Here is a 26,048-nt window from a genome sequence, read left to right as displayed (position 1 = left end):
TTACGAATAATTACGCCGGGCGCAGGGGATGACATGGCGGACAGCAGGGAAGGTCAGTTCCAGCAGGACATCATCGATGCCATGGCGGCCGGCGGCTGGAAGACTGGCCCGGCGAGCGGCTATGACTGCGCCTCGGCGCTCTACACCGAGGACCTGCTTGGCTATGTGAAGGAGGCCTGGCCGGACCGCTGGGAGAAGTTCTGCAAGGCCAACCCCCAGGCCCCCGAGCAGGTCTTCGTGAAGAAGGTTGTGCGCGAGCTGGATCGCGTCGGCACCCTGGAAGTGCTGCGCCACGGCTTTAAGGTGCCGGGCCTATCTGGTGAGCGAATTGCCGTTTGTAGCTTTCAGCCCGACCACGGCATGAACCCCGATTCGCTCGCCCGCTACCGCGCCAACCGCCTGCGGGTGGTGCCGGAGGTCTCCTACTCGCCCCACGCCCGAGAGAAGGTAGGGGCGGCGAGAGCTACAATCCCCGCCTCGATCTGGTGCTGTTCGTCAACGGCATCCCGACTGCCACCCTGGAGCTGAAGAGCCAGTTCAAGCAGACGGTGGAGAACGCCAAGCGGCAATACCGTCAGGATCGGCCGGTGAAGGACCCCATCACTCGCAAGCCGGAGCCGCTGCTGACCTTCAAGCGCGGCGCCCTGGTTCACTTCGCGGTGAGCCAGGCCGAGGTGGCGATGACCACCAAGCTGGCCGGCAAGGACACTTACTTCCTGCCCTTCAACCGTGGCACGGAAGAGGGTGGCGCCGGCAACCCGCCCGCACCGAACGAGCAGAGCTACGCCACCGCCTATCTATGGGAACAGGTGCTTGCTCCGGACGCCTGGCTGAAGGTGCTCGGGCGATTCCTGCATCTGGAGCGCAAGCCAGTGGAAGACTTCCACGGCCACCGCGCCACCAAGGAGACACTGATCTTCCCGCGCTACCACCAGTGGGAGGTGGTCAACCGGCTGATCCAGGGCACCCTGGCCGAGGGGCCGGGGCGGCGCTACTTGGTGCAGCACAGCGCCGGCTCGGGCAAGTCCAACTCCATCGCCTGGGTCGCCCACCAGCTGGCCAACCTCTACGCCGAAGACGGCACCAAGCTGTTCAACTCGGTGATCGTGGTCACCGACCGCACCGTGCTCGACAGCCAGCTGCAGGACACCATCTACCAGTTCGAGCATGCCCACGGCGTGGTTTGCCCGATCACCCGCGACATCGGCAACCAGAGCAAGTCGGAGCAGCTCGCCGAGGCCCTGGCCAGCAACACCCGAATCATCATCGTCACCATCCAGACCTTTCCGGCATTGTTCGACGCCCTGGACAAGCGTCCTAACCTGGCCGAGGGAAACTACGCGGTGATTGCCGACGAGGCCCACTCCTCCCAGACCGGGAGCTCGGCCAGCAAGCTCAAGGCCCTGCTGGCAGCCGCAGGAGAGGCCACAGGGGACGAGGACGGGGAAATCAGTGCGGAGATGATGCTGGATGCCGCCGTCGCCTCACGACGCCCCAGCGAGCGAATCAGCTACTACGCCTTCACCGCCACGCCCAAGGCCAAGACCCTGGAGCTGTTCGGCCGCCCGCCGGATCCAGACCTGCCGGCCAGTGCCGAGAACAAGCCCGAGCCGTTCCACCTCTACTCCATGCGCCAGGCCATCGAGGAGGGCTTCATCCTCGACGTGCTGCAGAACTACGTCACCTATGCCACCGCCTGGAAGCTCGCCCATCCCGACGGCGAGGAGCAGGAGGTGGACTCCAAGAAGGCCTCGCGGACCCTGGCCAAGTGGGTTCGCCTGCACCCCTACAACATTGCCCAACGGGTAGAGGTGATCGTTGAGCACTACCGCGACAATGTCCGTCACCTGCTCGACGGCCAGGCCAAGGCCATGGTGGTCACTGCCAGTCGCCAGGAAGCGGTGCGCTACCAACTGGCCATGCGTCAGTACATCGAGGAACAGGGTTACGGTGACGTTCACCCCATGGTGGCATTCTCGGGCAGCGTGCTACCTGACGAGGTGATTCCCGAGGAGGTCACCGAGACCAGCCGGCTGCTCAACCCCGGGCTCAAGGGCCGCGACCTGGCCGAGGCGTTCGACACCGACGACTTCAACGTGATGATCGCCGCCAACAAGTTCCAGACCGGTTTCGACCAGCCCAAGCTGTGTGCCATGTACGTGGACAAGAAGCTCCAGGGCGTGGACTGCGTGCAGACCCTTTCGCGGCTCAACCGGCTGTTCCCCGGCAAGCAGACCTTCATCCTCGACTTCTACAACGACGAGCAGGAGATCCTCGCCGCCTTCGCGCCCTACTATCAGAAGGCCGAGCTGGCCGACGTCTCCGACCCCCAGGTGGTCATCGACCTGCAGCGCAGCCTGGATGCCAGCGGTATATACCACTGGCCGGAGGTGGAGGGCTTTGCCAAGACCTTCTTCGATCCCAAGGCACCGGCATCGAGCCTAAGCTACCACTGCCGGCCCGCCCAGGATCGCTTCAAATATCGCTACCAGGCGATACTCGAACAGCTGCAGACCTGGAAGGAGGCACGCCGGGTCGCCGAGCAGAACGGCAATGACAAGGGCCTCAAACGCGCCGAGCAGGAGCTCAAGGACGCCGGCACCACCCGCGACGAGCTCGACCTGTTCCGCAAGAACCTGCAGAGCTTCGTGCGCACCTACGAATTCCTCAGCCAGATCGTCACCTTCGATGATCCCGAGCTGGAGCAGCTGTGCGTCTACGCCCGCCACCTCTACCCGCTGCTGCGCACCGACCGGCTATTGGAAGAGGAGGCCATCGACGTCAGCGAGCTGGAGCTGACCCACTACCGGCTCACCAAGCGCGAGGAGAAGCGGCTGCGCCTGGAAGAGACCGAGGGTGACTATGGCCTCCAGCCGGTCAGCGAAGTGGGCTCAGGCAAGCCCTTTGATCCCGAGAAGCAGCGGCTGGCCGAGATCATCGACCGGCTCAACGACCTCTACGGCGCCGAGGTCAGCGACGACGACAAGCTGCACTTCGCCAACGGTATCGCCGACCGCATCGAACGTGATGAGTCAGTAATGGCCCAGGTACGCAGTCACAGCGAGGACCAGGTCATGCACGGCCTTTTCCCGAAGAAGGTCACTGATGCCGTGCTCGATGCCTTGAGTGATAATGAAAAGCTCTCGCTGCCAGTACTGGACAACGATGAGACTGGCAGGCAGTTCGCGCTGTTGATACTAAACCTGCTGGTAGACAGGTTCAGTCAAACCACCCCAAGGCTTGAACAATGACAGGTTTCGACCCCAAGCGGACATGCCGGCAAAGGCAGCGAGCACGTTCATTGGGGATATGCAGCATGCACGATGATTGGTGTTACGTAGCCGAATTTTAATTAATCCCAACGGATTTCAATAGATAGAGAGTGGTCGAGCGCGCAGCATAAAATTATTAAACACGCATGTACGTTCAAGTGAAATATGGAGTATGGAGTATGCATACATAATGCAGATGTTATATGCAGGGAGTGAAATGAGGGAAATCGCATTCTTAATTTTGGGCTGGCTGCTTGGTTTACTGAGTCCCTTGATCGTGGATGCGGTTCGCCGAAAGCGTATCAGACGAGATTTAGTCAAGGCAATCAAGACAGAATCTGAGGATCTACAATCTCGGGTAGTAGTTAGCAGTTTTTTGCTAGCTCAGCGCTACGGTGATCTTTCACGTGAATACCTAAATTGGCTCAGTCCTAAATTGCAGGCCTACAGGGGTTGTGAGCCTATTCAAAGAATCAGGGATCTTGTTGATCACTTGATATCTGCGCCCGACGAAGAATTTAACGCTATGCGGGAACATATGCGGGCTGAGCCAGAGGTTGGTTTAAGTCTTAAAAGGTTTAGCGCAAGTCTAATTGAAACTGCTGCTCCGCAGATAATTCATTTTCCGTCGGAATATCAAAGACGCATCCATGAGTTTAAGAATCAGATGTACGCCATGAATCAAGAGATTGAGCGGGCGACCGTATCTCTCGACAGGACATTCGACTCAAGCTTATCTGATGAGAACCACGAACGCGTAAAAAATGACTTAGAGTCGAAGTATATATTTATCCAAGGTATGTGTGAGCGGGTCGCCGATCGCCTTCAGGACATTATAGATTTCGACATAAAAAACATATAACCATGGGCTGCAGCCGACCGGTTTTCCACTGTCGCTCCAAACCGGCGGCTGAGCACAGGCGTTAGCTGTTCAAAAGGAAGAATCATGAACATTCGACAGCAAATTGTACAAAGTAATATTGAGAAAACAGCTAGTCACCTGGAACTGGCTGAGGATGAAGCCTTTACAAGACTTGCCCATTCTTTGATCACTGATCAAAGCCTTCATTCATTTGAAGAAAGTGAGCTCGTTGACGGAGGGCAGGATAAGCAAATAGACGTCATAACAGTAATTGATGAAAATGATGAAGCTTATATTTACATACTCCAAGTAAAGAATACACAGTCTTTTGAATCCAATATCCTCATCCAAATGAGAAATGGATTGCAATGGATTTTTAATAAAGCCAGGAAAGATATTTCGGGTCTTTCGAACACCAACTTCAAAGATCAAATTTTAAGCTATAGAGCCTTGCAGAGCTCAATTGGTCCATCAAATATACATGTTAGAGTTTCCTATGTAACGAATGCTCCAGGAACAGATGTTTCTGTTGAGTGTAAGCAGGAAGAGAAAAGCATAGTAGACGAATATGATAATGAAGTTTTTTCTTCTTTTAAATTCGAATACTGGAGCGCGGATGAAATAGTAGATCGAATAAATGCATTAGAAAAGAAAAATAAGAAAATTAGCGCTGATATAAAAATGAGATACGATGCTAATGCGCCATCATTGATAAAATATCAAACACAAGGATTAACTGGAATCGTATGCTCAGTACCAGCTACAGAAATAGCTAAAATAGTGAATGACGATAAAAACGGATATGTTTTTGATTTAAATATCAGAAAATACTTAGGAAATAGAGGTAGTGTCAACCCCGAAATTCTATCTACGTGTTCCAATGCTGATACTAGCTACTTGTTTTGGTTCTTAAATAACGGGATTACAATCGTGTGCGATAAGGTCGACCCCGTTACAGACCCTGATGACCCTCACGTAAAACTTACCAATATGCAAATTGTTAATGGCTGCCAAACCGCTTCATCCTTGGCCAGAGCAGGAAGAGAGGGAGTGCTGCAGAAGGATGCACGAGTCATTGTTAGAATATATCAAACAGATGATACCGACCTTGTTGACCGGATTGTCTTGACCACAAACAATCAAAATAAGATATCTGGGAGAAATTTAAGATCCAACGATGAGGTGCAAATAGATATTGAAAAAGGGTTTCAGTTCTACAATTTGTATTACGAGAGAAAGCCAAGGCAATACGACAACATCGAGGGTATCCATAAAACGGCTATTATTTCAAATGATGTAGCTGCCACTTCATATCTTGGCATTGTCCAGAAACGATGTAGCGATGCTCGCAGCAGAAAATATAAAGTATGGAGCGAGTTTTACGAAAAAATATTCACTGGTGGCATAGTTCAGCCATTGGTTCTTTCCTCTTTGATTTATTCAAATGTAAAAAGTGAATTAAGAAGCAATTCGTACGTAAAGAATGATAATGAAAAACGCCGGTACATTTCTAAGAATGCATCCTTTCATATATCCAGAATAGTCTCGTATATCTTTAGAGGGTCTGACTCGTGGTTAGACACCGAAAAACTGGACAGTGAAATTGCTGAAATACAAGAAGGGAAAGTAGATTTTGTGAATCTAACAGAAGAAGCATTTGATATTCTATTGGCTATTGTGGATATCGACAAAGACCTGAATGCGGAATTAAAATCTTCCTCACTTGACTCTAATATAAGTAAAGAGCTGCATGTTAATCACAGCTAACAAACAAAGGCAAGGGACGCAGCAAGCTGCGCTCCTGCTTTGGGCGTTAAATTTTTTGCCCGGGGGTCATCATTGAAGAAATTGTTTAAGTATATGTATGAACCAAGAGATATCTTTAGTGATGGGTTCATCCGACTATCTCAGCCAACAGTTTTGAATGACCCATTCGAGGCTTCATTCTGCAAGGGCAGCTTAGAAGAATTAGCCGGCAATTTTGATTATCCAACGGCCCAAGATCCAGAATTCGGCGATTTGAGCTTTTCTCAGTACATCGAGATGCGGATGCATAATATCGGTGTTATATGCTTTTCAGAAAACAAAGAGAATCTATTGATGTGGGCTCATTATGCAAACGAGCATAAAGGGCTTGCCATCGGCATAGTGTCTCTTCCAGGTAACGGTTCCATTTTCCAGAACCTGTTCAGAGCGGATTCTATTATAAATTCTTCCTGGGGTGAGGAAAACTCACCGTTTGATGGAATTCCTAAGCCGGTTTCCTACAGGAAGGGGCTGCGATACAGAAATGACAAATTCGACTATGATTACTCGAATATCTCAGTGGAAGGTGCTGATAGAATACTACATGAAGTTTTTATGCAAAAAAGTGACGAATGGATTTATGAGCAAGAGCACCGAGTTGTCCTTAGATTAGAGCAATCAGATCGAGTAGTTCTTGAAAGTATTGACCTTATACCTAGCGAGCGTGTTAGAGACCGAGTTTCGTCTGCAGAGTGGTCATTTGTCGATCCGAATAGTGGCCGAGCTGTAATTAATCTTATGGATATTAAAGATGATTTCGAACGGGTATCCGTTTCGATGCATTTGGCGAAGTTAAGCCGTAATCCCGAGGTAGTGTATTTAATGAAGTTGTCATCTAGTAGCATCAACAATTGCTTGTTTGGACTTAGATCGGATCTTGATAAGAAGAATGTCATTGGGGGGTACGCATCCTCTACAGGGTATCTAGATGTTTGGAAAGCAAGAAAGAACCTAGATTACTATAGCCTCGATTTCCAGGAAATATAACAAGGCTAAGCACACCAACAGCTTTTTCGTTGCGGCTTCACCTCCACTATAAAGCTGCGCGTGTTGGCAGCGTTATACCAGGAAAATCTCAATGGCCGCTTCTGGCCGGATAGCGACGGCCTAGAGGCTAAGCCGTCGCTGGCCTCGCTATACCTCTGTCTGCTCAGCCATGGCCAATGCATCATCCACCTCAATCCCTAGGTATCTTACCGTGCTTTCGAGTTTCGTATGGCCTAGGAGCAGTTGAACGGCTCTCAGGTTTTTGGTTCGGCGGTAGATAAGCGATGCCTTGGTGCGTCGCAACGTGTGGGTACCATAGGCCGAAGGCTCTAGACCAATAGCGGTTACCCAAGATTTAACGATACGCGCGTACTGCCGCGTAGACAAGTGACACGAGTTACTCAGGCGACTTGTAAACAAGTAGTCATCGTTACGGAGATGTGCGAGCTTCATCCACTCTTCTAAGGCAGTGCGAGTCTGTTCGGTTATCTCAAACTGTACTGGCCTTTTCGTTTTCTGCTGCGTGACGATGGCTCTTGAAGACACATGGTTGCCATGGGATACATCTCGCACGCGTAACTTGACTAAGTCACAGGCTCGCAGTTTGCTATCGATCGCCACCTCGAATAGCGCGAGCTCTCGCGTCTTGGCAGCAAGCTTCAGCCTGACACGAATGGCCCAAATGTCTTTGAGGCGAAGCGGTTTTTTCTGGCCAACCAGCTTACCTTTGTTCCAGGTCTGGCGGGTAGCTGTTTTTGATGTGTTCATGGTATGGACCTCCTCGGGTGGAGTGTATAGGATGGTCCAGAACATGCTCGACGTGTGCTGGATCTTTGAATCGGTCAAAAACGGTCCCAAAGCGGACGCCCCGAAAAATACTGCATGCGCGTTTATTAAATATCAGAGCATCCGATAATTCCTGTTAGGAAATAGACAGCATCAAAATGACAGCCGATGACTTACTCCAGCACCTTGCGAATGCTTACTTCAAAGTACTGTCATCTACCGACTGGACTGATCCGGTGGTCGTTTCCGGGTTACGGGAGGGACTGAACAAATTCCTTTCCAATGCACACCTTGCACTCTTTAAAGGCGAGAACAAATACCACAAAACGCACTGGACGAGCCAAGGCGCGCTTGAACAACTTGAGCGGCGCGATCATCGCGACCTTGTGTGGGAGCATTTGGTTCCGAAGACGAGGTACATACAAGGTCCTTGTGAGCGCTCCGCTCGACAAGGGACGCTGACTCCCGAATTCATCGAAGAGTTGCTTGAAAAGTATTGGCACTTAGCCACTATCACCAAGCAGGAGGACCGAACACTTCACCCGCTCCAGATGCCGAACGAGTGGGATATGGAAAACATACGCGCGCGGTACGAAGCGGTTGGAATCAAGCTGATTCCCAACCCCTTCTTCACAAAGCTGTGTGAGCCCAGACGCAGGCCCGGTACTTAACAATCCGCTGCAGCCGAAAGTGGCTAAGCATGATGAGTTATATTATTGTTCTTTGTATGTCCGCTTTTGGCCAGAAATGACCTGGAGCGCAGCACCTACCGCGAGCATTACGGCTTTCTGTGGCGCGACAGCGAGGTGGAGTACGATGGCGACCTCGTGGTTTTCCTCGACCGCCAGGATGTTTTCGCCCGCGAGCCCTTTTCCGCCGTGTTCCAGAATCGTGATGCCGGCACTATAGCCTGTGCAGCTCTGGAGGGGGTCACTTCACCGCTGCCACGGTTGACGTTCTCGACGGTGGTAGCGTCAGCGACCGCCTGCCGGAGATAGAAGCCCTAGCCGACTATTGGCAGTGGCTGGCTGAGGCCTACCCGGCACGCCACGCCTGCTGATGAGAGACTACAACCTGGCGCAGTAACATGACGGCTGGTCGCCTCTGCGCGACCTTGCTGGTCGACGATGTCTTGCTTGCGCCGGTTCAGCAGATCATGCCGCAATGAGTCGGCACTCGGCGAAGGTGAGCCGGACGCAACTATTCGATCCGGCGGGGACTCTTCGTCTTCAACATCGCAATCAGGTAAATCGTCGGCCAGCTTTAGAATCTCGCTGTGAGTCATCAGATGCCGCCACCCGGTGTCGTCAGCGATGCCGGCCAGCGCCAGTAAAATCCTCAGCGTACCGCAGGCGGCTTCCAAGCTTGCAAAGCTTGCTGGACGGCGCTCCCAAGCATTTTTGTGCTCGTTATCGCTAAGTTCCGCCAAGTCAAGGCGCGTCAATGGCGGGAAGTCGAGGTTGCTTTCGTCCGGTAGCCTGGATTGTGTAGGAATGTCCGGCCTCGTCTCCTTCAGCTCGTCCCTAGCTGATGTGCCGACCCTAAGGTGGTGACAATTTTTCTCTATAATATAATTTTTTTTGGTTAAAGTGGTGACATTAGGCATATCATCAGAAAATCTCCTTTCTTCAAATAGTTAGGTCTATGTCACCATAGGGTCACCTGCCCTGTAGAACTGGATCGCCCTTTCCAACGAACTGAAGGCTCTCGATATCACCATGGGTACGCCCGCCTTCAAGCTCCAGCACCTGGTGGGCCAGGGTCGGATTCGCCTGCTCTCGAGCAACTACGAGCTCTACGGCGATATGAGCCAACGGGTGCAAGCGGTGCTCGGGGAGTTTTCTGCCGGAGTCGAGCCCTACAGCATCGATGAGATGTTCGTGCGCTTCGACGGCTTCGAGCCAGGCCAACTGCTCGAGCATGCGCGGCAGCTCCATCATAAGGTGCGACAATACACCGGCATTCCCGTCTGCGTCGGGGTCGCTCCCACCCGCACCCTGGCCAAGCTGGCCAACAGGGCAGCAAAGAAGATCCCCGCCTATGACGGTGTCTGCGTGCTACGGGCCGAGAGCGTTGAAACCCGCGCCTTGCTCCGGCGCTTTGAACTGGGCGACCTCTGGGGCGTAGGCCGACGGCTGGTCGAGCGCCTCGCCGTGCTGGGGATTCGCACCGGCTGGGATCTTGCCCAGGCCGACCCCAGGAGGATACGCCGACAGTTCGGCGTCACCCTCGAGCGCACCGCCCTGGAGCTGCGTGGCACCCCGTGCATCGAGATGAACGACGCCGATGAGGCCCGCCAGCGCATCATGACCAGCCGCTCGTTCGGCAAGCTTACCGACAACCTGGGCGAGATTCGCGAGGCCATCCGCCAACACGGCCAGCGAGGCGCCGAAAAGCTGCGAAGCCAGGGCAGCCTTGCTCGCGCGGTACTGGTGTTCCTCAAGACCAATCCATTTCGCAACGATCTGCCCCAGTACTCGCCAAGCCTGGCAGTCGAACTGCCCCGCCCCACCGATGACAGCCGCGAGATCCTCTGTGCCGCCGGCCACGCCCTGCAGCGTATCTACCGCAAGGGCTACCGGTACCAGAAAGGTGGCGTGATGCTGCTGGACCTGATTGACGCCGACCGGCAGCAGCTCTCCCTGCTGGATACGCCACAGAGCGCCGCCGAGCGGCAGCGTAGCCAGAGCCTGATGACCACCATGGACGAGCTGAACAGACGAATGGGACGCGGCACCGTAAAACTCGGCACGCCCAGCCCGGGCGCTGCCTGGCACCTGCGCTGCGCCAGCCGCACGAACCGCTACTCGACCCGCTGGGAGGAGCTGCCAGCGGCACTGGCGAAATAACGGCCGTAATCAGAATAAACAGTGGCTCAGGCCGCTCGCCGCTGGGAACACAAAGCTGTACAATTTAATATATCTGTACAATTTGAGGTCAATCTCATGCCACGCCCCCTCGTCCTGGTGCTCGGCGACCAGCTCAGCCTCGACCTGCCCAGCCTGCGCGACCTGCCGGACGGCACCGTGGTGGCGATGTGCGAAGTGGCGGCCGAGGGACGCTATGTCCCCCACCACCCCCAGAAGATCGCCCTGATCCTGGCCGCCATGCGCCACTTCGCTGCGACGCTACGCGACCGGGGCCTTCACGTGCACTACAGCGCCCTGGACGACCCTGACAACCTCCAGTCACTGGTGCCCGAGGCGGAACGCCTCGCCGAGCGCTACGGCTGTGACGAGATTCGCATAGTGCGCCCCGGCGAGTGGCGGCTGTGGCAATCGATGAGCGAGCGAGAGAGTGCAGCCCTGCCCTGGCGGCTTCTGGAGGACGACCGTTTCTTTACCACCCCAGCAGCCTTCGCCGACTGGGCGCAGGGTCGCAGATCGCTGCGCCTGGAGTTCTTCTATCGCGAGCAACGTCGTCGCACCGGTCTGCTGATGGAGGACGAGGCCCCCGCGGGCGGGAAGTGGAACTTCGATCATGCGAACCGCGAGCCGCTGCCCGCTGCTCCTGACGTCCCCGAACCGCCGCGCCATGGCCGCGACGCCACCACCTCGGCGGTGCTCGACCTGGTGGCGGAACACTTCGGCGACCACTTCGGGACGCTCGATGGCTTCCACTGGCCGGTCACACGACGCCAGGCGCTGGTCGACCTGCGCCACTTCCTGTCCCGACTGCTGCCCACCTTCGGCTGCTATCAGGATGCGATCAGCGACACCGATCCGTTTCTATTCCACTCACGACTCGCCGCGGCGCTCAATATTGGGCTGCTCTCGCCCAGGGAGGTGTGCGAGGGGGCCGAGCGCGAATACCTCGAGGGCCGTGCACCGCTGAACTCGGTCGAGGGGTTCATTCGCCAGATACTGGGCTGGCGGGAGTATGTGCGTGGCCTCTACTGGACGCGAATGCCGGACTACAAGCGCGGCAACACGCTGGGTGCAACCGGCGACCTGCCCGCCTGTTACTGGAGCGGCGATACCGAGCTGCACTGCCTGAAGCGCGCCATCGAGATGACGCGCGACAACGCCTACGCTCACCACATCCAGCGGCTGATGGTGACCGGCAATTTTGCCCTGCTCTGCGACGTGGCCCCCGAGGCGCTGTGCGACTGGTACCTGGCGGTCTATGCCGACGCCTGCGAGTGGGTGGAGCTACCCAACGTGCTGGGCATGGTGCTGCACGCTGACGGGGGGCTGATGGGCTCCAAGCCCTACTGCGCCTCCGGGAAGTATATCGACCGTATGTCCGACCACTGCCGCCACTGCTGCTTTGACCCGAAGCTCGTCATCGGCAAGGACGCCTGTCCGCTGAACAGCCTCTACTGGGGCTTTCTGGAGCGACACGCCGACGCACTCGCCGGCAACCCGCGCATGGCACTGATCTACGGCTCGCTGGGGAGGATGAACGAAACGAAGCGCGCAGCGATCCGTGATCAGGCAAGTGCCTTCCTGGCCCAGTTGCCGCGAGCAACTGCCTGGCCTGACGACGGTGAGGAGCAGCGCATTCAACACATGACCGGCTATGCCGAGGAGGCTCCATGAGCCGACACGAAACCCTGGCCGCCAAGGCCCCGGTGACCCTCTACCATGACGGCCACTGCCCGCTATGTCAGCGAGAGGTGGCCTGGTTGGCCCGTCACCCCCATCGTGGGCGAGTTGATCTGGTGGATATCCAGGCACCGGATTTCGACCCCGGGCCGCTGGGCAAGCGTTTTGCCGACATGATGGGCAAGCTTCATGCCCGCGATGCCAAGGGGCGCTGGTTCATCGGCATGGACGCCAGCCGCGCCCTCTATGCCGTGCTGGGCTATCGCCGTCTGGTCTGGTTGAGCACCCTGCCGGGACTGTCGGCAGTGATGGATGGGGGGTACCGGTGGTTTGCCCGCCGCCGCGTGCGCCTGGGGCGCTGGGTGGCGAGACGACGAAAATCACCTCACTAACGACGTTATCGAGACGGCAGCCGAAGCAGAACGACCCCAAGCTGATGGCCAGGCGTCGAACCTGCCAATGCGCATGGGATGAATGCAGTGCGCGCTATGGGGCGACAAGGATACCGCCGCCGGCCAGGACGACCACCACCGCCCAGGCGGGCAGCTTCCATACGCTGAGCAGCAGAAAGCCCATCAGCGCCAGGGAAAACTCATGGGGGCCGAGGATGGCGCTGGTCCAGACCGGCTGGTAGAGGGCGGCACCAAGGATACCCACGACTGCCGCATTGGCCCCTCTCATCAGCGCCTGGGCGCTGTCCCAGCGACGGAAGCGGTTCCAATGGGGCAGCACCGCCACCAGCAACAGCAACCCGGGCAGGAAGATCATCACCAGCGCCAGGGCGGCAACGAGCAGGCCGCCGCCGAGCGGTGCCATCACCGCTCCCAGATAGGCGGCAAAGGTGAACAGCGGCCCCGGCACGGCCTGGGCGGCACCATAGCCGGCCAGGAAGTCGTCCGGGCTCACCCAGCCGGACTGCACCACCTCGGCTTCCAGCAGCGGCAGCACCACATGCCCGCCGCCGAATACCAGGGCGCCGGCGCGATAGAACGCATCCATGACCGCCAGGGTGGCGGAGGGGCTGGCCCAGGCCAGCAGCGGCAGGCCGATCAGCAGGACAACGAAGATGAGTCCTGCCAGGTGGCCGGCGCGGGCCGAGACGGGCAGCGGCAGATCGTGGACGCTGGCCTCGGCGTGGGCACGGCACAGTGCCATGCCAGCCAGGGCGCCGATGACGATAGCCGCCACCTGACCCAGGGAGCCGCTGACCAACACCACGGTGAAGACCGCAGCCAGGGCGATGCCGGCGCGCCGACGATCCGGGCAGAGGCTACGGGCCATGCCCCAGACGGCGTGGGCGACGATGGCAACGGCCGTCACCTTGAGACCATGGATGATGCCCTGGCTGACGGGACCATCGAGCACGGCAGCACCCAGGGCGAACAGTACCAGCACGACAGCCGAAGGCAGGGTGAAGGCCGTCCAGGCCGCCGCGGCGCCCCAGGGCCGGCGCGCATCAGCCCCAGGGCAAAGCCCACTTGGCTGCTGGCCGGCCCCGGCAGGAACTGGCACAGCGCCACCAGGTCGGCATAGGCTTGCTCCGAGAGCCAGCGACGGCGTTCCACAAACTCGGTGCGAAAATAGCCAAGGTGGGCGATGGGGCCACCGAAGGAGGTCAGGCCCAACAGCAGGAAGGCGCTGAAGACGTCTCTGATGCGCCCTGCAGGAAGTGATGGATGGCTCATCGACCGGGGTCCTTGTCATCGTTTTGCGAGGTATCGGTTCTCTCGTTCATGGCTTCACCGGCAAGTTCCAGCAGCTGTCGCCTGGCCACCGCCAAGCCTTCCCGGCCAAGGTCGGTAGCCCGGTAGAGTCTGCGATGGGCGCTTCCCTGGTAAGCTTTGCGGGAGGTCAGGTAACCCTTGCGCTCCATCGAGTGGAGCATGGGATAAAGTGTACCGGGACTCAGCCGATAGCCATGGTTCGCCAATTCGTGGATCATCCACTGGCCGTATATTTCATGCTCCGCAGCGTGGTGCAGGACGTGCAGCCTCACCAGACCGGCGAGCAGGTCATGATGCTCCATGGCGTTGACAGCCGAATGTAATTTTGATGACGATCCGATAACGAAAATCGATATCGAATTTCGTTTTATCACGTCAGCCCCTACCAATACAAAGCACCGTTGTCGGCTGATATGTGAGGAGGCCATTCCAATGACCAAGCATTCTGACGATTTTCTACGGCTGGCCAATGACGCCAGGCAGCGCATCACCGAAGTCTCTCCCGCCGAGGCCCGTGAGCGGGTTGCCGAGGGGGCCTTGCTCCTGGATGTACGTGATCGGGAAGAGTTCGAATCGGGTCACATCGATGGGGCCATGAATATCAGTCGAGGGACCCTGGAGATGCGCATCGGCGAGGTGGCACCCGACAGGCAAGCGCCTATCGTCTGCCACTGTGGGGGCGGCAACCGGGGTGCGTTGGCAGCTGAAACCTTGCAGAAGATGGGCTACACCCGGGTAGTCAGCATTGAGGGTGGCCTGAAGGCCTATGAGGCGGAAGACAAGTCCTGATGATGGGGCCTGCGTGAATCGGCACAAGAAGCAACGAATGCAAATATATTAGTATAATTATAGATCACTAGCGAATAATCGTGTTTGACCATGGTCAAGTAATCCGCGCATGTCTTTCCCTCTGCTTGCTGCACCACTGACGCTTCCTATACGTTGCCTTGGCTTGGTCAGTGCTACTGGCTTTTGAGATGGATCAGTAGGGGGAGAAAAATGAAAAAACATGTACTGATCATGGCCGTGTCTGGCGCGATGTTGGCGAGCGGCGCATGGGCCATGGATTATGACGATGTGCGGGATCGGGCCAACCGTGTGCTGGGCAGCGTCCAGGCCACACCGGAAGAGGACATTGTTAACCCTATCGCCGAACTGGGACAGGCGTTGTTCTGGGACATGCGCCTCTCCTCCAATGGCGAGGTGGCCTGCGCGAGCTGCCATTTCCAGGAGAACTGGGGCTCGGACAGTCGCGAGCGTTCGATCAACGCGCGCGGTGGCCGTACCATGCAGTCCCAGACCGTGTTCCATTCCATGGAGACTCCCGGGCTGCGCTGGCTGGCAGACCGTGAAAGCGGTGCGGCCCAGGCCATGGGTTCGATTACCGGCTCGATGGGCTTCGACAACCGTGCCGATATCCTGCCAGTACTCAAGGAGCATGGTTACGAAGAGCTTTTCCAGGCCGCCTTCCCCAACGACCCCGACCCAGTATCGGCGGAGAACTATGGCGCGGCACTGGAGTTCTATCAGACTACGCTGCGCACGCCCGCTCCCTTCGATGCCTGGCTCGAAGGTGACGACGACGCCATGAGTGAACTGGAAGTGAAGGGTCTGGATCGTTTCATGAACACCGGCTGTTCCGGCTGTCACAGTGGCGACCTGATCGGGGGCACCATGCTGCAGCGCTTCGGCGTGATGGAGAACTACTGGGAGCACACCGGCTCGCCCGAGATCATGTCCGGCTTGATGGATGCGACCGGAGAGGAAGCGGACCGCTTCTTCTTCCGCGTGCCGCTGCTGCGCAATGTGGCCAAGACCGGCCCCTACTTCCATGACGGTTCAGTCGACAACTTGCGTCGCGCTACCGCGGTCATGGCTCGCGTTCAGCTTGGCCAGGACCTGGACAGCCAAGCACTGGACGAACTGGTGGCCTTTCAGGAGGCACTGACCGGTGAGATACCGGTGAACTTCCGTCCCCCCGAAGGTATCCCGTTCGAGCTGCCCGAAGGCGTCGAGGTGGACTGATCGAGTCCGGCTCCTTCAGCATGCGACCATATGGCCGGCCTCAGGGCCGGCCATATGTCGTTAAGCGCCTGTGACGCATCGCCCGATGTGTGGCTCAGAAAGTCACCCACTCTTCCTCACTCGATGATGCGCTGCGGGAGGTAGACGGTGTCCGGCTCCCCACGAGGCTTGCCAGTGCCGGACGGTCGCCCCGGATATCGCTCTTGCGAAGGATGGCCTGCAGGTGCGATCCGTTGCCTGTGGAACCTTCGCGGATGGCCTTGATCTCGGCCTCCGAGAGAAAGGCTTGCGCGCTGTGGGAGAGCGCATGAATCTCCCGCTGCAAGGACTCGGTTGAGCGATTGTAGGTATGCATCGCCACCGAGCTCTCCTGGGTGCCCTGGTCAATCTGGGTGATCGCCTGGCTGATCTGGCCGATACCGTCGCTCTGCTCCTCGCTCGCCGCACTGATTTCGCCCATCAGGTCGTTGACCCGCTGACTGGCGCCGCGGATGCGCTCCATGGCCTGTTCGGCGTCGAGGGTATGCTTCTCGCCCTCACCGATGCCGCGCGGGCACGCTGGATCAGCTCCTGGACCTGCTTGGCGGCCTCTGCCGACTGGCTGGCGAGCTTTCTCACCTCCTGGGCGACCACCGCAAAGCCGCGACCGTGCTCGCCCGCCCGGGCCGCTTCCACCGATGCATTGAGGGCCAGGATGTTGGTCTGGAAAGCGATGGAGTCGATGGTGCCGACGATACCGGCCATGTTCTCGGCCTGGCGTGTAATCTCCTGCATGGAGGCGGTCAGCTGGCGCATCACCTCGTTGGCCTGGTCGACCTCTTTCAGGTTGCCCGTCGACGCCTGGCTGGCCAACCGGGCATTCTCTGCACTCTGGGAAACGGTAGTGGATATCTCCTCGGTGCTGGCGGCGGTCTGTTGCACCGCGGCGGCCTGCTGCTCGATGCGGCTGGCCATGGCGGAGTTGCTGTCGAGCAGCTCGTTGACCGACGGGCGCACCACGCCGACCCGCTGATTGATCTCACCGATCAGGAAGGTGAGAGAGCGGCGCATGAAGTTCAGCGACTCCAGGGTCTGGCCCACCTCGTCCTTACCGTTCTTCGGCATAGGGGACTTGAGGTTGCCCGCCGCCACCTGCAGGGTAAAGTTATTGGCGTTGACCAGGCTGCGGCGTACATAGGCGGCAATCCGCACGCCCAGGAGCGCCACGATCAGTCCACCGGCCAGTGCAATGAAAGTGAAGATCCAGCCAGTTGCTCCTCGAATTTAAAATTGAAGGCGGCGCTCTCCGCCCACTGGGCAAGCTCACCCTGCAGCGCATCGAGCTCGGCAATGACCGGACTCGATTCCTGCTGCACGAAGCGGGCGAAAGCCGCCTCCGCCTGCTGGATACGCCCGACCTGCAGGTGATCGGCGATCTCCACCATGGCACCGTTGGAGAGCCTGGCCATCCGTGCCTCCAACTCGTCACTCACCGGGATGCCGTGCGTAGAGAGTTCGGCACGCAGATCGCTCCAGGCACCGGCAAGGCCACTCGCCGCCTTGGACACCTCGGAGACTACCTGCGCCGTGTCAGCGCCGTTGCCGCCAATGAGCCCGGAAAGCAGCGCCTGCTGGCCCAGGAATACCTGATGCTCCAGGTCATAGGCCTGGACACGAAGTTCCGATCTTTCCTCATCCAGGCTCTGCTGCTGGATCATGTAGCCGCCGCCGATACCGGTGACACCCAGCAGTACCAAGGTCAGGGCGCTGATGCCGCCGATGCGTGCCCCCAGGCTGTGGGGATTGAAGCGGCTCAGCATGCCGAGGAGCCCGCGGCGATACCACTGGCCCTCCTGGATGACGTAGCGTTTGCCGCCTTCGCGTATGTCGCGATAGATCTCATCGGCCTGGCGCACCTCCTCCTCGCTGGGCTTGACGCGGATAGAGGCGTAGCCCTTGATCGTGCCGCCTTCGTTCAACGGAACCGCGTTGGCCCTGACCCAGTAGTGATCACCGTTCTTGCAGCGATTCTTGACCAGGCCCGACCACGACTTGCCGCTGCCCAGAGTCTTCCACATGTCCTCGAAGACGGCCTCAGGCATATCGGGGTGGCGCACGAGGTTGTGTGGCGAGCCCACCAGCTCATCAAGACTGAAGCCGCTGATCTCGATGAAGCGAGGGTTGGCATAGGTGATGTAGCTTTGGGTGTCGGTCTTGGAGATGAGCACATCATCCGGGGAGAGGGAGTGGTTGACCTGTGTGACCGGACCATTGTTTCGCATCGATCGTTCCTGGGATGAGAGCATGACAGTGAAGGTTTGGATTCTCGATGGTCGCCACCTACAGCCATCACGGTGCCCCTGATTCAAGGTGCTACCTGCTTCCTGCTATCATGCAGAGGGCGACAAATCTCATACAATAGTTTCACAAAATTCAAAACATGTACATGAGTATTCATGAGTTGCAGCTACCTTGAGCCGTGAAACCGACACCTTGGAATGCTTCTATCCAACTGATATTCATTTAAATATTGCAGAATCTGCCGTTCACCCGAACACTCCGATGGATAATGTCACATTCCGTGCCAGCCCCCACACCTCATCAACCATGACGGCTATCGACCATCGGCCAGTGCCACGGAGATCACCGGTGTCGATGGAATCGACTCGAAGTATCCCCTCCATAACTGCAGGCGCGAACCGCAAACGCGAGCACCGATCACCCGCCGAGAAGGAAAATGCCAGCCCGGATATCAATGCGCTCATCATGGATAGCAGCGATATGCGTGGGGAATATGCGTAGGAAGGCGCCTTGCGCACCTACCAGAAGGTGGCATTGCCGAGCCCCTGCCTCAATGGCCATCAAGTCATCAGCGGGTGCGAATCACATGGCGTCGATCGAGCAGCTTCGCCGAGAAACACGGCTGCTTATCAAGCTTGTCGAAGCCAGTGCAGTGACCCACTAACGCTGGCAACAGGCATGAAGAAAACCCTGAAGATACCTGGGCGCTAGAGACTGTTGCACGGCCTATTCCGGCAGAATGTATGGCAGCGCCATGAGGTCTTCCAAGGGCATGGGCCTGGCAAAGAGGAAACCCTGCAAGAGATCGCAATCGCGACGGATCAGGTCCTGCTGCTGTTCACGTGTCTCGACGCCTTCGGCGACCACCACCAGATCCATGTGGTGGGCCATGGTGATGATGCCCTGAACAATGGCGGCATTGCTGCGGCTGGTGAGAATGTCCTGGACGAAGGCGCGATCCAGCTTGATCTTGTGAATGGGCAGATCGCGCAGGTAGCTGAGGCTGGAGAAGCCAGTACCGAAATCGTCAATGGCGACCGTGATGCACATCCCGCGCAGTGTCCGAATCATCTCGATGGCCTGTTCAGCGCCCTCCATCAGGATGCTCTCGGTCATCTCAAGCTCGAGAAACCCCGGTGGAAGGCCTGTTTCGTCTAGGATGTATTGCACTTCGTCGAGGAAACCATCGCGGTGGAACTGCAGCGACGAGATGTTGACCGCCACCGGGAGCACACGCTCGCCCTTGGCTCGCAGGTCGGCCAGGCTCTGGCAGGCCTGTCTCAACACCCAGCGACCCAGGGGGATGATCTGGCCGGTTTGTTCGGCGATGGGAATGAAGATCCCAGGCGATATCATCCCATGCCTTGGATGATGCCAGCGGACCAGGGCTTCGACGCTGAGCACCTGGCCACTCGCGGCATTGACCACCGGCTGGTAGTAGAGCTCGAACTGGTTTTCACGCAGCGCGGTGTGGAGGTCATGACGCAGCATTAAGTGCTCGCTGGTGTGCCTCACCCCCTCTCGCTGGTACCACTGCCAGGTGTTGCGTCCCTGCTTTTTCGCCACTTCCACCGCTAGATCGGCATGCTGTAGCAGCTCATGGGCCTGCTTGATGTCCTCGTCGCTGCAAGCAACGCCAATGCTGGTACTGATGTGTAACGCACGCCCGTCGATTTCGAACGGGTGTTCCAAAGCCCCTAGGATGCGCTCAGCGGCGGCTACCACCTCTTCTCGGGCCCTGAAGCCAGGCATCAAGAAAACAAACTCGTCCCCGGTGAGGCGGGCCAGGGTGTCGGTGTGACGAAGCAGCTGACGAAGGCGGTCGGCGACGGCCATCAGTAGTTGATTACCGATGGTGAATCCCAGCCCATCATTGATCGCCTTGAATCCATCGAGATCTAGGTGCATCACCGCTAGCAGGCTCTGACTCTGCTGACTCAGGCGGAAAGCATGCTCGAGCTGATTCTCCAATGCGGATCGGTTGGGCAAGTCGGTGAGCAGGTCGTGGGTGGCCTGGTGAGCAATCTTGGCTTCCTGATTCTGCTGCTGAGTAATGTCCTCCTGGATGCCAATGAAGTGCGTGCAGCGACCGGCTTCATCGAAGACCGGATTGATGGCCAATCGATTCCAGAAGGGCGTGCCATCCTGCGGTAATTGAGCAACGTGACTTGCACCTCGGTACGGTGCGCCACGCTCTGGCGGATCCTGTCGATGGCTGCAGGGTCAGTCCCATCACCTTGCAGGAAGCGACAGTTTCTGCCCAGCACATCGTCCGGGGTATAGCCCGTCATGCGGTAGAAGGCCTCATTGGCATAGACGAGTGGCAGGTCGTGCCGCGAGGCATCGGCCATGAGGATCCCGTTGGGGCTGGCTTCGATGCCCCTTTGCAACAGACGAAGCTGGGCCTCCTGACGCTTGCGCGGGGTGATATCGTGACAGATGCCGTAGACGCCGACGATTTCGTCATCGACGGTCACCGGGAAGTTGGTGATCTCAAGGTGACGGGGGTGGCCGTCGGCATGGGCGCCCACTGTCTCGTACTGACGCGAGGCACCCGCCTTGGCGGCATCGAAGGCCGCCTGGGTCAGCTCGCGATAGTCGGGAGCGACAAACTCGTTGAAGTGGTGACCGATCAGGTCCCCTTCCGGGTAACCCGTGATCCGCTCCAGGGCGGCGTTGCCGCGCTGGAAACGGCCCTCGAGGTCGAACTCGTAGACCCCGTCGGGGTGATTCACGAACAGAGAACGGTGCCACTCGGCCAGGGTACGGTGGTGGCGGCTGTCACGGTCCCTGATCACCGCCAGGGCGATCAGGGCGGCGGCCTGGCGGAGCCGTCGCTTACTGAGTTCACTGGGGGCCCTGGCTTCTGGGAAATAGGTGCCGAACGTCCCCAGCAGCTCGCCCTGGGTGGTGATCACTGGGCTCGACCAACAGGCGCGAAGTCCCTCAGCAAGGGCCGCACCACGAAAGGCCTCCCAGCGCGGATCCGTCTGGATATCCTCGGTAATGACCTGCCGGCGCAGGTAGGCGGCGGCACCGAACGAGGCCGCCGAGGTGTCGGCGGGAACATCCTGGAGTCGATCGTAATAGGCTCGAGAGAAGCGTTGGCAGGGCAGCAGACTGAGGGTGCAACGCGACGGATCGAAGCTCATGAAGGCCACCAAGGCGCCGGGCAGCTGGATGCCGATCCAATCGGCGATACTATCCAGGGTGTTCTGCAGCGGTGCCTGCTGGGCGATCAGTTCGTGGATATCCTGCTGCGCTTCCAGCAGGATGAGTTCGTCGCTCACACCTAATCCTCCATGTCACTCCCCCCTGATGATACGAGGCGGTAAAGTTATTTCAGCATAATGGAGGAGGCCACTAGGCGAGACAAGTGAGTTGTCGAAAGACAAGCCATTCGTGTTACGTCTGCGATCAGGCGCATCAAGGCTTGAAGGGACAACCGAAGTCAGCACGGGCATGGTTTGGAAATGACCTGACGCCCACGATACTCACGGCGTGGTGACCTGGTTTCGTCCTGCCTGTTTTGCGCGATACATCCGGCTGTCCGCCGCTTCAACTACGGAGTCATAGGTGACACCATCGGGGCCGTACTGTGCAACACCGAGGCTCACCGTAAATCGTATTTGTGCCCCGGAAAGCGTAACAACTTCTCTTTCGGTGAGCTGCCGTAATCGCTCCGCTATTATCGCAGCGCCTTCGAGCGGCGTGTCCGGCAGGATCAGGGCAAACTCCTCACCACCTATTCGGCCAACCAGATCGCTTGGACGCAGCGTCATTTTCACCAGCTTGACAAATACTCTGAGCACTTCGTCGCCGGCTCTATGCCCATGGTCGTCGTTGATCTGCTTGAAGTGATCGAGATCGATCGTGACGAATGAGAGGGGTGCTCCGCTACGTTTTACGCGTTCCACTTCTGCTCTGCCCCGGGCCTCAAATTCCCGGCGATTCGCGCAGCCTGTGAGTGAATCTGTGGCAGCGGCAACCTCGAGCGCTTCATGCGCGTGCTGTAACTTCAGCAAGGCGTCGTCAGTTCGCGCCTTCTCCGCCCTGAGCTGTTCCATCATTTCTGATTGACTATAAACCCGAGAGAAGGAGCCCGTGGTCAGGAAAGCCTGGATGATACCATAGCTCAGTGCCATGAAGCCGGTCGCAAAACTTGCATGGGCCAGCCACCACATGTGACTCCAAGCCGCCCCCAGCAGGAACGCGAGAGAGGATTGAGAAAAGAACAGGACCGATAATGCGTAGATCGTCATCAGGGCGAGCGCATGCGGCGAACAACAATGATAACCCCACAACTCAACATGATGCTCATGGCCGCAATTTCCATCACCCATCGCGACGCCCCCGCCCACTCCGAGAAAGCCAACAGGTAGACAAGAGCATCGATGGCCACGAACGCACCGAGCCAGGCCAGCCAAAATCTTAAAGGTCGTGTTTGCAAGGCGGGTTGTTCTTGCCGCCCATATGCCAATAAACCAAGTAACAAGCACGACGCCATTACCAGCCGGGATGCCGGGCCATATAGGGTAAATAGCATAAGGTGGTCGTGTGAAAAACGTGTGAAGGCACCGTGCAAACCGTAGATGACGGTAAATCCGAAAAAGCCAAGCGCAAGCCAGCGCAGAAACAGTTCTCGAGTTTGGAGGTAGCAACGGTAAGTAACATAGGCGATGAACCCGCTCTGCAGCAGGGAAATTCCAATGGCAATTTCGTGAAAGCCATGATGCTCGAAGCGAAGCGAGGGGGCCTGAAAAAAATGCAGGTAGGTAATCGCAAAAGCTGGGACTAGCCCCAGGAGCAACAGGATCATCACCGCATACCCCTTGGCCAGGGTGCGGACGAAACTCGAGGGTTCGGAATCGCTCGAAGATGTCATTGGGCGGTCTCAATCTCCAAGCGAAGCACTATCGAAGGGTGTCAGGTACAGCGACCGATTTCTTGAGCACCTCGGCATAGACTTCAGTTTGCCATCCAGCTTCGCCAAGCTCCCAGGCAAGGCCTGTCGCGGAGGTAAGTCAGGCGCTTCCGGGTTGTCCAACAGGCTCCGAGACGATTCGGGGAAAGCCAAATGCACAGTATGGAGCAGATGCAGTTACGCTCAACAAAGAAAAAGCCGCTGAAATCAGCGGCTTTTATCGATATTCAGTGGCGGAGGGGGAGGCCGCCGCTTCCACACTTCACGGCGTAACACCCCACGTCAAAGCCTGCCCAAAACCCCCGCTATCACTGTATTCCTTGTGTTATCCCGCATCATGGCCTAACATCCAATTTAACCGCTTATGTTGGGTGGTTAGTTGGAGATACGAAGATGCCCAAGAAAGCCCGCGAAATGTCCGCCGCAGAGGTAAGGCGCCTCACCGACCCGGGGCTGTACGCCGTTGGCGGTGTGGCCGGCCTGCAACTGCAGGTGGCAAAGACCGGTGCTCGCTCGTGGGTGATGCGCGTCAAGATAGGAGACCGCCGCCGTGACATTGGCCTAGGGGGCTTCCCTGACGTACCCCTGGCAGACGCCAGGGCAAAAGCGCGAGTCGTGCGAGAGAAGATCGCCGCCGGCATTGACCCGGTAGAAGAGCGCCGCGTGGCTCGTCTGGCACTGCTGGCACAAACCCAGCGCATTACCTTCGATGAGGCCACCGAGAAATTCCTGACTCTGAAGCGCCACGAGTTCAAGAACATCAAGCACGCTGCCCAATGGGAGAACACGCTAGCGACCTACGCCTCTCCCGTCATCGGCGCAAAGCGCGTCGATGAGATCGCCCTGGCGGATATCGAGGAGTTACTGACCCGGGGCAACTTGTGGCTCACCAAGACCGAGACAGCGAAGCGCGTCCGTGGTCGCGTCGAGAAGGTGCTGGACTGGGCAACTGCTGGTGGCCATCGCACCGGCGACAACCCGGCCCGCTGGCGCGGCAACCTTGATGCCCGCCTGCCGAACCCTGGCAAGGTGGCGAAGAAGAGCCACCATTCCGCCCTTCCCATCGACGACATGCCGCGATTCATGAGCCATCTGGCGACCATGGAGGGCAGCGGCGCCCGCTGTCTTGAGTTCGCCATCCTGACCGCTGCTCGCTCAAGCGAAGCCAAGGGCGCCACTTGGAGCGAGATCGACCTGGATGCACGCCTATGGACGATTCCGGCCGACAGGATGAAGGCACGCAAGGAACATCGGGTACCGCTATCACGTGCCGCTGTGGCGCTCCTGAAAGCCCTACCAAGGCATGAAGGCACCAACCTGGTGTTTCCGTCTGCACGCAACAAGATGCTATCCGAGAACACCCTGACGGCTGTCATCAAGCGAATGGACGGCACGATGCCCGAAGGCCAGGGTTATCGAGATCCAAACACCGGCGGCATTGTCACCGCCCACGGCTTCCGATCAACGTTTCGCGACTGGGCTGGAGAGCGCACCGCCTACCCTGGCGACATCTGCGAGATGGCCCTGGCGCACGTCATCAAGAACAAGGCCGAGGCTGCTTATCGACGGGGCGACCTGCTCGAGAAGCGCCGCCGGCTGATGAAGGACTGGGCGCTATTCTGCGCCGAGGGCGCCACGCAAGGCAGCGTGACGCCAATACGAGCCCAAGAGGGCTGACAAGGTGGCCCAAGGGTGCGGACACACCCTAGGACCGACACATCGGCAACCACAGAGAGGACCGCCGACATGACCAATGATATTAGCACTCAACACCTGACCATCGACACTACCAGCCACATCGACGCAGGGCGGAACCGCAACCTGCTGAGAGGCACCTTCATGTTCCTGCAGCAAGTTCCCGCCCTGACCCACCAGCAGCGCATCGACGCCATGAGCTACATGAAGGGGCTGATTCGAAAGCGCGACGCCGAGCCGGCTGCATGGTCACGTGGTCCGAGCCGCGCCAAGTGGGTAGAGGCTCGAATCGAACGAGGCGAGCTCCAGACCGACGAGCAGATTGGTCGCGCCCTCACTGGCAACGAGGAGCCCGCATGAAACTCACCGCCTTGCAGATGACCGCCAACACTTAAGGCATGTCCTTTGTGGGCTTGGTTGTTGGGATCAGGGGGAAAGGCTTTCTTTCCTCCTGATTTTACAGGGATTGCGGCGGACTATGTTGATTCGAAACCTCCGACATAGCCTATCCACAGCATAACCTATTGTTTTCAAAAGGGCCATTTCAAGGGTATCGCAAGATTTTGTTCCCATTCTGTTCCCAAGGGTTTTCGAGAACATACGCGCGACGCGCATGCGTGCACGTCATGCACGAGGGAATCCTAGAATCCCTGGGGGGCTCGGAAAAAGGTAACAAAGGTAACGCCCTTCCAAATAACGCCTTAAGCCTATGAATATAAAGGGATTCGAACAGGTGTTCAAAAGGTAACAAAAAGGTGATGCAAAGGTAATGCGTTACCTTTTTGAAGGGTCACATCAGAGAAAATCAATATCCTTTAAAATCAGATACTTGTGATTGCGTTACCTTTTGCAGTACCTCTTGTTACCTTTTAAAGGTAACGCCTGAATCCTTATTTTTCAGATGTTTACGCGCCAAAAATCGCCGAATTACCTGCGTTACCTTTTTCCGAGACCCCCTCACCTTCTCAGAATCGCCAGGCACCACCCTTCTCCCCGAAAACTTGGCCCTGAATGCATAAAAACGCATGCAATCACAGGCACTTACGGGTGCTCTCACCGTCGGAATCACCGCTGGCTCGTATGAGTTGCATGCTCGCATGAAAAGAATCACGCGAAGAGCGCGGGCGGGGCGGGGTGACG

Annotated in this window: 25 protein-coding genes and 1 pseudogene; 15 read left to right on the top strand and 11 right to left on the bottom strand. The window is 57.7% G+C overall.

All coding sequences use genetic code 11. From position 1 onward, the window contains the following. Positions 1–33 precede the first annotated feature (33 nt). The 5 genes from Q427_RS34370 (at position 34) to Q427_RS30380 (ending at position 6,927) form a co-directional block, all read left to right on the top strand. Positions 34–528 (top strand): hypothetical protein, encoded by a 495-nt coding sequence (locus Q427_RS34370; RefSeq protein ID WP_231613778.1) that lies wholly within the window; start codon positions 34–36, stop codon positions 526–528. After that, positions 486–3,251: a type I restriction endonuclease subunit R gene (locus Q427_RS18200; RefSeq protein ID WP_231613777.1), complete on the top strand. Its 2,766-nt coding sequence runs from the start codon at positions 486–488 to the stop codon at positions 3,249–3,251. The genes Q427_RS34370 and Q427_RS18200 overlap by 43 nt, the downstream gene beginning before the upstream one ends. Positions 3,252–3,462: 211 nt before the next feature. After that, entirely contained in the window at positions 3,463–4,134 is a 672-nt protein-coding gene (locus Q427_RS18195; protein WP_155833615.1) for a hypothetical protein, read from the top strand. 84 nt (positions 4,135–4,218) lie between these two features. Next, complete coding sequence (locus tag Q427_RS30385; RefSeq protein ID WP_081786078.1) at positions 4,219–5,901, top strand: AIPR family protein; 1,683 nt, start codon at positions 4,219–4,221, stop codon at positions 5,899–5,901. Positions 5,902–5,973: 72 nt separating this feature from the next. Continuing rightward, positions 5,974–6,927 carry a DUF2971 domain-containing protein gene (locus Q427_RS30380; RefSeq protein WP_081786077.1) on the top strand — a complete coding sequence of 318 codons (954 nt, stop codon included), beginning with the start codon at positions 5,974–5,976 and terminating at the stop codon, positions 6,925–6,927. Positions 6,928–7,074: 147 nt separating this feature from the next. Here the strand turns inward: Q427_RS30380 and Q427_RS18180 are convergent, their stop codons facing one another. Further along, a complete protein-coding gene (locus tag Q427_RS18180; RefSeq protein WP_043516527.1) occupies positions 7,075–7,695 on the bottom strand; it encodes a tyrosine-type recombinase/integrase in 621 nt (206 codons plus the stop codon). A gap of 176 nt (positions 7,696–7,871) precedes the next feature. Between Q427_RS18180 and Q427_RS18175 the strand changes: the two genes are divergently transcribed. Continuing rightward, positions 7,872–8,384 (top strand): hypothetical protein, encoded by a 513-nt coding sequence (locus Q427_RS18175; RefSeq protein WP_043516526.1) that lies wholly within the window; start codon positions 7,872–7,874, stop codon positions 8,382–8,384. 66 nt (positions 8,385–8,450) lie between these two features. Continuing rightward, on the top strand, positions 8,451–8,711 hold the full coding sequence (locus tag Q427_RS18170; protein ID WP_155833614.1) for a hypothetical protein: 261 nt from the start codon (positions 8,451–8,453) through the stop codon (positions 8,709–8,711). A 5-nt stretch (positions 8,712–8,716) separates the two neighbouring features. Here the strand turns inward: Q427_RS18170 and Q427_RS18165 are convergent, their stop codons facing one another. Continuing rightward, positions 8,717–9,319, bottom strand: a complete 603-nt coding sequence (locus Q427_RS18165) for a hypothetical protein (RefSeq protein WP_043516524.1) — start codon at positions 9,317–9,319, stop codon at positions 8,717–8,719. Positions 9,320–9,392: 73 nt separating this feature from the next. Between Q427_RS18165 and Q427_RS18160 the strand changes: the two genes are divergently transcribed. The 3 genes from Q427_RS18160 to Q427_RS18150 all read left to right on the top strand — a co-directional run bounded on the left by Q427_RS18160 (position 9,393) and on the right by Q427_RS18150 (position 12,652). Then, positions 9,393–10,562, top strand: a complete 1,170-nt coding sequence (locus Q427_RS18160; protein WP_269321281.1) for a Y-family DNA polymerase — start codon at positions 9,393–9,395, stop codon at positions 10,560–10,562. A 96-nt stretch (positions 10,563–10,658) separates the two neighbouring features. After that, a complete protein-coding gene (locus Q427_RS18155; protein WP_043516523.1) occupies positions 10,659–12,254 on the top strand; it encodes a cryptochrome/photolyase family protein in 1,596 nt (531 codons plus the stop codon). Further along, positions 12,251–12,652, top strand: a complete 402-nt coding sequence (locus Q427_RS18150) for a thiol-disulfide oxidoreductase DCC family protein (RefSeq protein ID WP_043516522.1) — start codon at positions 12,251–12,253, stop codon at positions 12,650–12,652. Before Q427_RS18155 ends, Q427_RS18150 begins: the two co-directional genes overlap by 4 nt. Before the next feature lie 94 nt (positions 12,653–12,746). On the opposite strand, the pseudogene chrA reads toward Q427_RS18150, so the two are convergent. Together chrA and Q427_RS18140 are read right to left on the bottom strand one after the other, a co-directional pair. After that, positions 12,747–13,945: pseudogene (gene chrA, locus Q427_RS18145) on the bottom strand (chromate efflux transporter). Beyond that, complete coding sequence (locus Q427_RS18140; protein ID WP_043516521.1) at positions 13,942–14,286, bottom strand: PadR family transcriptional regulator; 345 nt, start codon at positions 14,284–14,286, stop codon at positions 13,942–13,944. Before Q427_RS18140 ends, chrA begins: the two are co-directional and overlap by 4 nt. A gap of 130 nt (positions 14,287–14,416) precedes the next feature. Here Q427_RS18140 and Q427_RS18135 point away from each other — a divergent pair, with 130 nt between their 5' ends. Then, positions 14,417–14,773, top strand: a complete 357-nt coding sequence (locus tag Q427_RS18135; RefSeq protein ID WP_043516520.1) for a rhodanese-like domain-containing protein — start codon at positions 14,417–14,419, stop codon at positions 14,771–14,773. 210 nt (positions 14,774–14,983) lie between these two features. After that, positions 14,984–16,009: a cytochrome-c peroxidase gene (locus Q427_RS18130; RefSeq protein ID WP_051496510.1), complete on the top strand. Its 1,026-nt coding sequence runs from the start codon at positions 14,984–14,986 to the stop codon at positions 16,007–16,009. A gap of 94 nt (positions 16,010–16,103) precedes the next feature. Here Q427_RS18130 and Q427_RS29145 read toward each other — a convergent pair whose 3' ends face one another. Genes Q427_RS29145 through Q427_RS29140 form a run of 3 tightly spaced genes read right to left on the bottom strand, consistent with a single transcriptional unit; the run spans position 16,104 to position 18,270 of the window. Next, complete coding sequence (locus Q427_RS29145; RefSeq protein ID WP_051496509.1) at positions 16,104–16,511, bottom strand: hypothetical protein; 408 nt, start codon at positions 16,509–16,511, stop codon at positions 16,104–16,106. Next, positions 16,469–17,215, bottom strand: coding sequence for a methyl-accepting chemotaxis protein (locus Q427_RS18125; protein ID WP_051496508.1), 747 nt, complete (start codon positions 17,213–17,215; stop codon positions 16,469–16,471). The genes Q427_RS29145 and Q427_RS18125 overlap by 43 nt, the downstream gene beginning before the upstream one ends. Positions 17,216–17,217: 2 nt before the next feature. Next, positions 17,218–18,270 carry a PAS domain-containing protein gene (locus Q427_RS29140; protein WP_051496507.1) on the bottom strand — a complete coding sequence of 351 codons (1,053 nt, stop codon included), beginning with the start codon at positions 18,268–18,270 and terminating at the stop codon, positions 17,218–17,220. 190 nt (positions 18,271–18,460) lie between these two features. Here Q427_RS29140 and Q427_RS31480 point away from each other — a divergent pair, with 190 nt between their 5' ends. Continuing rightward, the gene (locus Q427_RS31480) at positions 18,461–18,790 is read left to right on the top strand and encodes a hypothetical protein (RefSeq protein ID WP_155833613.1); all 330 of its coding nucleotides are present in this window, start codon (positions 18,461–18,463) and stop codon (positions 18,788–18,790) included. Positions 18,791–19,015: 225 nt separating this feature from the next. On the opposite strand, the gene Q427_RS34365 is transcribed toward Q427_RS31480, so the two are convergent. The 4 genes from Q427_RS34365 to Q427_RS32555 all read right to left on the bottom strand — a co-directional run bounded on the left by Q427_RS34365 (position 19,016) and on the right by Q427_RS32555 (position 23,174). Beyond that, positions 19,016–20,260 carry a putative bifunctional diguanylate cyclase/phosphodiesterase gene (locus Q427_RS34365; protein WP_231613780.1) on the bottom strand — a complete coding sequence of 415 codons (1,245 nt, stop codon included), beginning with the start codon at positions 20,258–20,260 and terminating at the stop codon, positions 19,016–19,018. Beyond that, positions 20,227–21,579: a PAS domain S-box protein gene (locus Q427_RS34360; RefSeq protein WP_231613776.1), complete on the bottom strand. Its 1,353-nt coding sequence runs from the start codon at positions 21,577–21,579 to the stop codon at positions 20,227–20,229. The genes Q427_RS34365 and Q427_RS34360 overlap by 34 nt, the downstream gene beginning before the upstream one ends. Positions 21,580–21,783: 204 nt before the next feature. Beyond that, positions 21,784–22,551, bottom strand: coding sequence for a GGDEF domain-containing protein (locus tag Q427_RS32560; RefSeq protein ID WP_051496506.1), 768 nt, complete (start codon positions 22,549–22,551; stop codon positions 21,784–21,786). Continuing rightward, positions 22,551–23,174, bottom strand: coding sequence for a hypothetical protein (locus Q427_RS32555; protein ID WP_051496505.1), 624 nt, complete (start codon positions 23,172–23,174; stop codon positions 22,551–22,553). The genes Q427_RS32560 and Q427_RS32555 overlap by 1 nt, the downstream gene beginning before the upstream one ends. 432 nt (positions 23,175–23,606) lie before the next feature. Between Q427_RS32555 and Q427_RS18105 the strand changes: the two genes are divergently transcribed. Both Q427_RS18105 and Q427_RS18100 read left to right on the top strand, forming a co-directional pair. Next, a complete protein-coding gene (locus Q427_RS18105; RefSeq protein ID WP_043516519.1) occupies positions 23,607–24,890 on the top strand; it encodes a tyrosine-type recombinase/integrase in 1,284 nt (427 codons plus the stop codon). 69 nt (positions 24,891–24,959) lie between these two features. Continuing rightward, a complete protein-coding gene (locus Q427_RS18100) occupies positions 24,960–25,268 on the top strand; it encodes a hypothetical protein (protein WP_043516518.1) in 309 nt (102 codons plus the stop codon). Positions 25,269–26,048 lie beyond the last annotated feature (780 nt).

Source organism: Halomonas sp. BC04 (genome assembly GCF_000568385.1).
Note: the sequence above shows the minus strand (reverse complement) of the source record. Positions and strands in the feature narration are given on the sequence as shown.

Coding starts and splice junctions, on each gene's coding strand:
- Q427_RS18130 (WP_051496510.1), top strand. CDS start 14,984: ATGAAAAAACATGTACTGATCATGGCCGTGTCTGGCGCGATGTTGGCG.
- Q427_RS18165 (WP_043516524.1), bottom strand. CDS start 9,319: ATGCCTAATGTCACCACTTTAACCAAAAAAAATTATATTATAGAGAAA.
- Q427_RS32555 (WP_051496505.1), bottom strand. CDS start 23,174: ATGACATCTTCGAGCGATTCCGAACCCTCGAGTTTCGTCCGCACCCTG.
- Q427_RS18180 (WP_043516527.1), bottom strand. CDS start 7,695: ATGAACACATCAAAAACAGCTACCCGCCAGACCTGGAACAAAGGTAAG.
- Q427_RS34370 (WP_231613778.1), top strand. CDS start 34: ATGGCGGACAGCAGGGAAGGTCAGTTCCAGCAGGACATCATCGATGCC.
- Q427_RS29145 (WP_051496509.1), bottom strand. CDS start 16,511: ATGGAGCGCATCCGCGGCGCCAGTCAGCGGGTCAACGACCTGATGGGC.
- Q427_RS18175 (WP_043516526.1), top strand. CDS start 7,872: ATGACAGCCGATGACTTACTCCAGCACCTTGCGAATGCTTACTTCAAA.
- Q427_RS18100 (WP_043516518.1), top strand. CDS start 24,960: ATGACCAATGATATTAGCACTCAACACCTGACCATCGACACTACCAGC.
- Q427_RS18140 (WP_043516521.1), bottom strand. CDS start 14,286: ATGGAGCATCATGACCTGCTCGCCGGTCTGGTGAGGCTGCACGTCCTG.
- Q427_RS18155 (WP_043516523.1), top strand. CDS start 10,659: ATGCCACGCCCCCTCGTCCTGGTGCTCGGCGACCAGCTCAGCCTCGAC.
- Q427_RS18135 (WP_043516520.1), top strand. CDS start 14,417: ATGACCAAGCATTCTGACGATTTTCTACGGCTGGCCAATGACGCCAGG.
- Q427_RS18195 (WP_155833615.1), top strand. CDS start 3,463: ATGCAGATGTTATATGCAGGGAGTGAAATGAGGGAAATCGCATTCTTA.
- Q427_RS32560 (WP_051496506.1), bottom strand. CDS start 22,551: ATGACGATCTACGCATTATCGGTCCTGTTCTTTTCTCAATCCTCTCTC.
- Q427_RS29140 (WP_051496507.1), bottom strand. CDS start 18,270: ATGCGAAACAATGGTCCGGTCACACAGGTCAACCACTCCCTCTCCCCG.
- Q427_RS18150 (WP_043516522.1), top strand. CDS start 12,251: ATGAGCCGACACGAAACCCTGGCCGCCAAGGCCCCGGTGACCCTCTAC.
- Q427_RS18105 (WP_043516519.1), top strand. CDS start 23,607: ATGCCCAAGAAAGCCCGCGAAATGTCCGCCGCAGAGGTAAGGCGCCTC.
- Q427_RS30385 (WP_081786078.1), top strand. CDS start 4,219: ATGAACATTCGACAGCAAATTGTACAAAGTAATATTGAGAAAACAGCT.